At 47.1% G+C, this 8,279-nt stretch carries 6 protein-coding genes; 1 reads left to right on the top strand and 5 read right to left on the bottom strand.

The window, feature by feature from the left end:
• Positions 1 to 108: 108 nt before the first annotated feature.
• Positions 109 to 1,941: a glutamine--fructose-6-phosphate transaminase (isomerizing) gene (glmS, locus tag ACTHY5_RS02445; RefSeq protein WP_441875902.1), complete on the bottom strand. Its 1,833-nt coding sequence runs from the start codon at positions 1,939 to 1,941 to the stop codon at positions 109 to 111.
• 10 nt (positions 1,942 to 1,951) lie between these two features.
• Positions 1,952 to 2,722, bottom strand: coding sequence for a DeoR/GlpR family DNA-binding transcription regulator (locus tag ACTHY5_RS02440; RefSeq protein WP_441875905.1), 771 nt, complete (start codon positions 2,720 to 2,722; stop codon positions 1,952 to 1,954).
• Positions 2,723 to 3,368: 646 nt separating this feature from the next.
• Between ACTHY5_RS02440 and ACTHY5_RS02435 the strand changes: the two genes are divergently transcribed.
• Entirely contained in the window at positions 3,369 to 4,403 is a 1,035-nt protein-coding gene (locus tag ACTHY5_RS02435; RefSeq protein ID WP_441875899.1) for a virulence RhuM family protein, read from the top strand.
• A gap of 516 nt (positions 4,404 to 4,919) precedes the next feature.
• On the opposite strand, the gene glmU is transcribed toward ACTHY5_RS02435, so the two are convergent.
• The 3 genes from glmU to atpD all read right to left on the bottom strand — a co-directional run bounded on the left by glmU (position 4,920) and on the right by atpD (position 8,264).
• A complete protein-coding gene (glmU, locus tag ACTHY5_RS02430) occupies positions 4,920 to 6,278 on the bottom strand; it encodes a bifunctional UDP-N-acetylglucosamine diphosphorylase/glucosamine-1-phosphate N-acetyltransferase GlmU (RefSeq protein WP_441875896.1) in 1,359 nt (452 codons plus the stop codon).
• A 162-nt stretch (positions 6,279 to 6,440) separates the two neighbouring features.
• Positions 6,441 to 6,857: a F0F1 ATP synthase subunit epsilon gene (locus ACTHY5_RS02425; protein WP_441875893.1), complete on the bottom strand. Its 417-nt coding sequence runs from the start codon at positions 6,855 to 6,857 to the stop codon at positions 6,441 to 6,443.
• 18 nt (positions 6,858 to 6,875) lie between these two features.
• Positions 6,876 to 8,264 carry a F0F1 ATP synthase subunit beta gene (gene atpD / locus ACTHY5_RS02420; protein WP_441875890.1) on the bottom strand — a complete coding sequence of 463 codons (1,389 nt, stop codon included), beginning with the start codon at positions 8,262 to 8,264 and terminating at the stop codon, positions 6,876 to 6,878.
• Between the last annotated feature and the right edge of the window lie 15 nt (positions 8,265 to 8,279).

Genomic DNA, 8,279 nt, shown 5'->3' with positions numbered 1-8,279 from the left:
TTGCCACAACGCTCGATAGTTACCAACTTTATTATGTTGTTACCGACTTTATTATCAAGTTACCAACTTTATTATGATTCCACACCAGAAAAAAATGCTTATTGATAATTATTCAACCGTCACTGACTTAGCTAGGTTTCTTGGTTGATCTACATCCGTGCCTTTAATTAATGCCACATAATAAGATAGCAACTGCAGCGGCACTGTATATACGATGGGGGCAATGGCTTGGCTAACGTGGCTCAATTGCATCACACGCATAGTGGCATCCCCTTTAAAGTCCGCTTGTTCATCGGCAAACACATAAAGTTGTCCACCTCGCGCTCGTACTTCTTCAACATTAGATTTTAGCTTTTCTAATAAGTCGTTATTGGGCGCCACCACTATAATCGGCATATCGGCATCAATCAGCGCCAGCGGTCCATGTTTAAGTTCACCAGCAGCATAAGCCTCGGCATGAATATAAGAAATTTCCTTAAGCTTTAGCGCCCCTTCCATGGCAATCGGGTATTGCTCACCACGTCCTAGAAATAAACTGTGATATTTATCGGCAAAGTCTTCTGCTAGTCGTTCAATATCATCGGCCAAGGTTAAGGTTTCTAGCAACTGCCCAGGTAGGGCACGTAAGTCACTAACCAGCTGACGCTCGGTGCTAGTGGTCATGGTATGACGACTACGCCCTACTGCTATCACCAGCATTAATAGCCCTGCTAGCTGGGTAGTAAAGGCCTTGGTAGACGCCACTCCTATCTCAGCACCGGCCCGCGTCATAAACGCCAGCTCAGATTCCCGTACCAAGGATGAACTCGCCACGTTACAAATAGCCAAGCTACTCATAAAGCCGAGTTCTTTACCCAGTCGCAATGCAGCCAAGGTATCCGCAGTTTCACCACTTTGCGATAAGGTGATCAGCAGGCTATTTGGTCGCACCACAGATTTTCGATAACGAAACTCAGAGGCAATTTCAATATCACAGGACACCCCAGCTAAAGAATCAAACCAATACCGCGCCACCATGCCCGCGTGATAAGAGGTACCGCAGGCAATCAGCTGGATATGTTCAACTTTTTCGAAAATATCTCGCGCACCATTACCAAACGACTCAACCACCACTGTAGTATCGGTGATCCGGCCTTCTAGTGTGTCCGCAATCGCTTTGGGCTGCTCATAAATTTCTTTAAGCATATGGTGGCGATATTCGCCTTTATCACCCGCATCATGAGTCACGTCAGACTCCAGCTCGTCACGTTGCACTGCATTGCCATGTGTATCGAAGATACGCACTTCTCGACGGGTCACTTCGGCAACATCACCCTCTTCTAAAAACAAAAACCGCCGCGTTACTGGCAATAGTGCTAGCTGATCTGAGGCTATAAAGTTTTCACCCAGCCCCAAGCCAATCACCAAGGGCGAACCAGAGCGCGCAACCACCAAACAGCTAGGATCACGGGCATCCATTAATACAGTGCCATAAGCTCCGCGCAACTCTTTTACCGCAGTTTGCAACGCAGACAGTAAAGAGTCGCACTGTTGACGATGGTAATGCACTAAATGAGCGATGACTTCAGTGTCGGTATCTGAACTAAACTCGTACCCTTTGTCTTGTAGCATGGCACGCAGTGGCTCGTGATTTTCAATAATGCCGTTATGCACCACCACTATATGACCAGACACATGAGGGTGCGCATTGCGTTGCGAAGGTTCGCCATGGGTGGCCCAGCGGGTATGAGCAATACCAGTCCCCCCACTGAGGGGCTGTTCATTAAGCGCATCGGCTAACGCCTGTACTTTACCTAATCGGCGTAATCGCCCAAGCTGCTCTGGCGCTTCAACAATAGCAACCCCTGCTGAATCGTAGCCGCGATATTCTAATCGGCGTAGTCCCTCAACTAAAATTTCTGCCACATCACGCTGGGCAACCGCACCTACAATTCCACACATATATAACTCCTCAAACTTTAGCCGTTATTACCAGGTTAATATTCTTATTCTTTAACGCTTGCTCTTGTTGTTCAGTAATACCGCTATCAGTCACTAAGGTGTGAATCGACTTCCATGGCAATTCAAGGTTAGGAATTTTACGGCCGATCTTTTCTGACTCAACCATCACCACCACTTCGCGAGCAACCTCAGCCATCACTCGTGACAGCCCGGTAAGTTCATTAAAGGTAGTGGTGCCACGCTCTAGATCTAAACTGTCGGCACCAATAAATAGCTGATCAAAATCATAAGAGCGCAATACCTGCTCGGCGACTTGTCCCTGAAAAGACTCAGAAGCCGGATCCCAAGTGCCACCTGTCATTAATAAAGTCGGCTCAGGCTCTAACTCTTGCAAAGCATTAGCCACCGCTAATGAGTTAGTCATTACCACCAAGTTATGCTTTTCGCCCAACTCACTTAATAGCGCGGCCGTGGTGCTGCCACTGTCGATAATAATGCGGTTATGATCACGAATTCGCTTGGCGGCAGCCTTGGCGAGTGCTTGTTTTTGTTGGGAGCTAGGCTCATTGCTGCGATCGGCAACCATTTCACTGGGGACAGGCACAGCACCACCATAACGGCGCAATAACTGCCCATTTTGCTCAAGAGCAGTGAGATCTTTACGAATGGTCACTTCAGAGGTACTGAAGCGCTGGGCCAGCTCATCAACGGTAATTTCACCCTGCTCATGCAGCAGGGTAATAATAGTATGGCGCCGTTGTTGAGTGTTGAGCTTGCCAATCTGTAGGATAGGTTTCGACATTTAAATTACAAGTTACGAACCGAAACCAAATGTTAGCAAATTGAAAGGAAATAAAACAAGAAAAATATGATGGAAATGAAGCAGCATGGATAAGGGGCAATACCAATCACACTAAATATTCGCTCTATTTAAATGCAGTATCAAGAAGAAACAAAGTCACCTCCATCGACCATCACATGGCAGAGCCGTTAAGTGCTCTATGCTATATCGGCACTCACGCCATCCATGGCGCTCGGATATCATGTGTTGAAGTTAGAGGGGCGAGCTTGCTCGCCGTGACGAACGGTATCAGCCTAACAAACACCCAGTGAATGTTCGCAGTAGGCTGATACTGTGAGTATCATTAGCCCCGCAGCGTGCCGGTGGAGTGGTCCTTTTGTTCGGCAGGCAAAAAATCAGAGAGTCTTCTTTATTGTTATAGAAGAGTTCTTTAATAGTAAGGCCCAATATCTGATAAAGACAAAAAACTGAGCACCTTCGCCTAGATTAGATATTCTTACATAAGATAAAACGAGATCCTGAAGCAAGTTCAGGATGACGATCTAAAGATAAACAGCGCCGTTTTTGACCTGCAGGCTATAAACTCACAATGGCGATGCCAAATAAACGCAAAGAGGTTGATTGAATGACAGCTAATATCCCCCAAGCTCCTCAAGGTGAGTTTGTACTCTTTACCAGTGCTGACGGTCAAACCCGTGTTGAGTGCCGCTTTGAATCAGACTCATTGTGGCTTTCTCAAGCCGCAATGGCAGAACTTTATGATAAAGACGTTCGCACCATTAATGAGCACCTAATCAATATCTACAATGAAGGTGAGCTTGTACAAAATGCAACCATCCGGAAATTCCGGATGGTTCGATTAGAAGGTACTCGCCAAGTATCTCGCGAAATTGATCACTATAATCTCGATGCAATTCTAGCGGTTGGCTATAGAGTTCGTTCACAACGAGGCACACAATTTCGCCAATGGGCAACAAGTGTACTGAAGGAATACCTGATCAAGGGCTTTGCCATGGATGACGAACGCCTGAAAAATCCGCCGGTCGGTCACTCTGCGGTGCCAGACTATTTTGATGAAATGCTGGACCGTATTCGCGATATCCGTGCCAGCGAACGACGCGTTTATCTGCGGGTTAAAGAAATCTTTACCATGGCCGCCGACTATGAGCCATCCAATAAAGAAACAAACCGCTTCTTTCAAATCATTCAGAACAAGCTGCATTATGCCTGCACGCAAATGACAGCGGCAGAGCTTATCGCAAGCCGAGTGGATATCAGCAAGCCTGATATGGGCTTAACCAGCTACAAGGGTACTGAGGTGCGTAAAACTGATGTTACCATCGCCAAAAATTATCTGCGTGAAGATGAGATCAAAGAGCTAAATCGCATCGTTAGCATGTGGCTCGATTTTGCCGAAGACCAAGCACTACGCCGTAAACAGGTATTTTTACAGGATTGGGCTGATAAGTTGGATCAATTCTTAAATTTTAACGATCGGAATATTTTAAGCGGAGCCGGTAAAGTATCTAAAAAAGCGGCAGATGAGAAAGCTAAATTGGAGTTTGACCGATTTGCACAGCAACGCCGACGTTTAAAAGAAGCCGAAGGCGTACAAGCCAACATAGCCGCGCTCAAGACAATACTCAAAGAAAAAAAATAGTCTCCATATAAAGATAAACACCGCCATTTTTTGGATATGGGTGGTAAAAGTAAGGTAGAGCACACTCCTCCTCTGGCTGGCCGTAAACCCTTCCACAGAGGCTCAGCCAAACCATGGATTGCCGCGTCGTTGCACTCCTCGCAATGACGGAGACTAAGATTTGGCTCTGGTCTTTGGTAGATATCCTCTTTACAAAGTTGAGCTGTACTCCCTCGCAGAAACATGAGAATAAGGGAGTACAGCGCCGAAACTAAAGAAGAGGCTGCTGGGATAGCCTCAACCGACCATCACATGACAGAGCCGCTAAGTGCTCCATGCTATATCGGCGCTCACGCCATCCGACAGGGATGCCATGTATTTTTGAGCGCCGCATGGATGCGGGTTAAGCGAGTCGGAGGAGGCTACCCCGTTGTCTCTGATCACTGTCACAATAAAAAACGCGGCTGTGAAATTCACAGCCGCGTTTGTTTATGTTTGACTTACAGTGTATCGCGTAAAGCGTATGGCTGTTTTAAGCTATTTCTTAGTAGGGCGAGGCCAGTCTTTAATGTGACGCTGAGGTACACGAGTAATAACGAGCTCGTCGGCGGCCACGTCTTTGCTAACCGTTGAACCAGCACCTAAGGTGGCATTTTTACCAATGCGCACTGGGGCAACGAGCTGAGTATCGGAACCCACGAAGACACCGTCTTCAATAATGGTTTGAAACTTGTTTACGCCATCATAGTTGCAGGTAATGGTACCAGCACCAATGTTTACGCCCTCGCCAATATCGGCATCGCCTAAATAGCTTAAATGACCGGCTTTAGAGCCTTTACCTAAATGGGACTTTTTAATTTCTACAAAATTACCCACATGGGCATCTTCGCCTAATATTGCACCGGGGCGCAGGCGGGCGAAAGGGCCAGCAGAGCTAGCTTGACCTAATTCAGCTTGCTCAATAATGGAGTAAGGCTTGATCACAACATCGTCGCCAAGCACACAATCTTTAAGAATGGCACCGGCGCCAATTTGCACTCGGTTACCGAGTGTTACTTTACCCTCGATGATCACATTTACGTCAATAGTGACTTCTTCGCCGACGTTAAGCTCACCACGTAAATCAAAACGCGCTGGATCCAGTAAAGTCACGCCCTCACGCATCAGCCGCTCAGCCTGCATTTTTTGATAAGCACGCTCTAAACCCGCTAATTGTACGCGATCGTTAGCCCCCTCTACTTCAGCGCTAGAAGCTGGGTGTACGGTCGCAATGTCACAACCGTCTTTATGAGCCATGGCAAAAATATCGGTAAGGTAATACTCACCTTGGGCATTATTATTATTTAAGGCACCCAACCAACGCTTTAATAGCCCAGCCTCGGCCACCAATACGCCGGTATTCACTTCGTTTATCAAGAGTTGCTCGGCATTGGCGTCTTTTTGCTCAACAATACCCACCACTTTACCCTGCTCACGTACAATGCGGCCATAACCATTAGGGTTATCAAGTTTTACCGTAAGTAGTCCTACACCACCTGCAGGCTTGGCTGCTAATAGAGCCTTTAAAGTCTCAGGCTGTAATAAGGGCGTATCACCATAAAGCACTAATACATCATCTGAATCGTTTATTTCTGGCAGCGCCACCGCCACCGCATGGCCGGTACCCAATTGCTCTGCCTGATGTACCCAGCTTAAGCCAGTCTCAGTAATACGGGTTTTCAGCTGCTCGGCACCATGTCCGTAAACCAAATGAATGTCATCAACAGCACAAGCTTTTGCCGCTGTAATCACATGGCTGACCATAGGCCGGCTCGCTACCGGATGCAGTACTTTAGGTAAAGAAGAGCGCATACGGGTGCCTTTACCCGCCGCTAAAATAACAGCTTGTGTGGTCATGATATGACTACCTTTTATGAGAAGTTAAGGGTGAACAGTAAAGAGGAATACCAAATCTGTACTTTGGCGCTGCCTTGCCCCTTTACCCTTCACTCTCAACTTTCTTGTATTCTAAAAAAAAAGCGACCCTAAGGTCGCTTTTAGGCGCAAATAATAAGCACCTTATCTTTTTAGCAACTGCAACACGCGCAGTTGTGCCACAGCTCGGGCCAAATCAGCAGAAGCTTCTGCATAATCCACATCTTTAGAGGAATCATGCAATTTGGCTTCCGCCGCTTTCTTGGCTTCTTCCGCTTTGGCTTTATCCAGATCTTCGGCGCGAATAGCAGTATCAGCTAATACTTTGACACTGCTGCTCTGCACTTCTAGCATGCCGCCAGAAATATACAGAACTTCTTGTTGACCAGACTCAGTAACATATTGCACTAAGCCTGGACGAATCGATGTCAACAAGGGGGCATGTCCATAACGGATCCCCAATTCACCCTCAGAGCCGGAAACAGTCACCGCTTGTACAACGCCAGAGAATAAACCTTCCTCAGCACTGACAATATCGAGATGAAAGCGAAAATTGCTCATCAGGTTCTCCTTCGCGGCTTACAGCTTCTTGGCTTTCTCGACAGCTTCGTCGATAGAACCAACCATGTAGAACGCCTGCTCTGGCAGCGAGTCGTAATCACCGTCTAAGATACCTTTAAAACCACTAATGGTGTCTTTCAGTGATACATACTTACCAGGTGCACCGGTAAAGACTTCGGCCACAAAGAACGGCTGAGATAAGTAACGCTCGATTTTACGTGCACGAGATACTGTTTGCTTATCGTCTTCTGACAACTCATCCATACCTAAGATGGCGATGATGTCTTTCAGCTCTTTATAACGCTGTAATACCGTTTGTACGCCACGAGCAACAGTGTAGTGCTCTTCACCAACAACCTGAGGGTCTAACTGGCGGCTGGTTGAGTCCAATGGATCAACCGCAGGGTAAATACCCAAAGCAGCAATTTGACGGCTCAGTACTACGGTTGCATCTAAGTGAGCAAAGGTAGTCGCTGGAGATGGGTCAGTTAAGTCATCCGCAGGTACGTATACCGCTTGTACCGAAGTGATAGAACCTGTCTTGGTAGAGGTAATACGCTCTTGCAGAATACCCATCTCTTCAGCCAATGTTGGCTGATAACCTACTGCTGAAGGCATACGGCCTAGCAGTGCAGATACTTCAGTACCGGCCAGGGTATAACGATAGATATTATCTACGAAGAAGAGTACGTCACGGCCTTCATCACGGAATTTTTCCGCCATGGTTAGACCGGTCAATGCTACGCGCAGACGGTTTCCTGGTGGCTCGTTCATCTGGCCGTATACTAACGATACTTTATCGATAACGTTAGAGTCGGTCATTTCATGATAGAAATCGTTACCTTCACGAGTACGCTCACCTACACCGGCGAATACAGAATAACCACTGTGTTCGATAGCGATGTTACGGATAAGCTCCATCATGTTTACAGTTTTACCAACACCGGCACCACCGAACAGACCTACTTTACCACCTTTAGCAAACGGACAAACAAGGTCAATAACCTTGATGCCTGTTTCTAGCAACTCAGAGCTATTTGACTGATCTTCGTAGCTAGGTGCCGCACGGTGGATAGACCAACGGTCTTCTTCACCAATAGGCCCTTTCTCATCAATGGGGTTACCCAGCACATCCATGATACGACCTAAGGTTTCAACACCTACTGGTACTTTAATTGGATCATTGGTGCGCTCGATTTCCAAACCACGGCGCAAGCCATCGGAGGAACCCATAACGATACAGCGAACTACGCCACCGCCAACTTGCTGCTGCACTTCCAGGACTAAGCCCTGGCTTTGGCCTTCAGTCGTGATCTTCAGTGCTTCATATACGCGAGGAACCCCATCTTGTGGGAACTCCACGTCTACTACGGCACCGATGATTTGGACTATGATACCCTTACTCATGTCGAATCCTCTAAA

This window comes from Oceanisphaera sp. (genome assembly GCF_052084945.1).
In the GTDB taxonomy this organism is placed as follows: domain Bacteria; phylum Pseudomonadota; class Gammaproteobacteria; order Enterobacterales; family Aeromonadaceae; genus Oceanimonas.
Note: the sequence above shows the minus strand (reverse complement) of the source record. Positions and strands in the feature narration are given on the sequence as shown.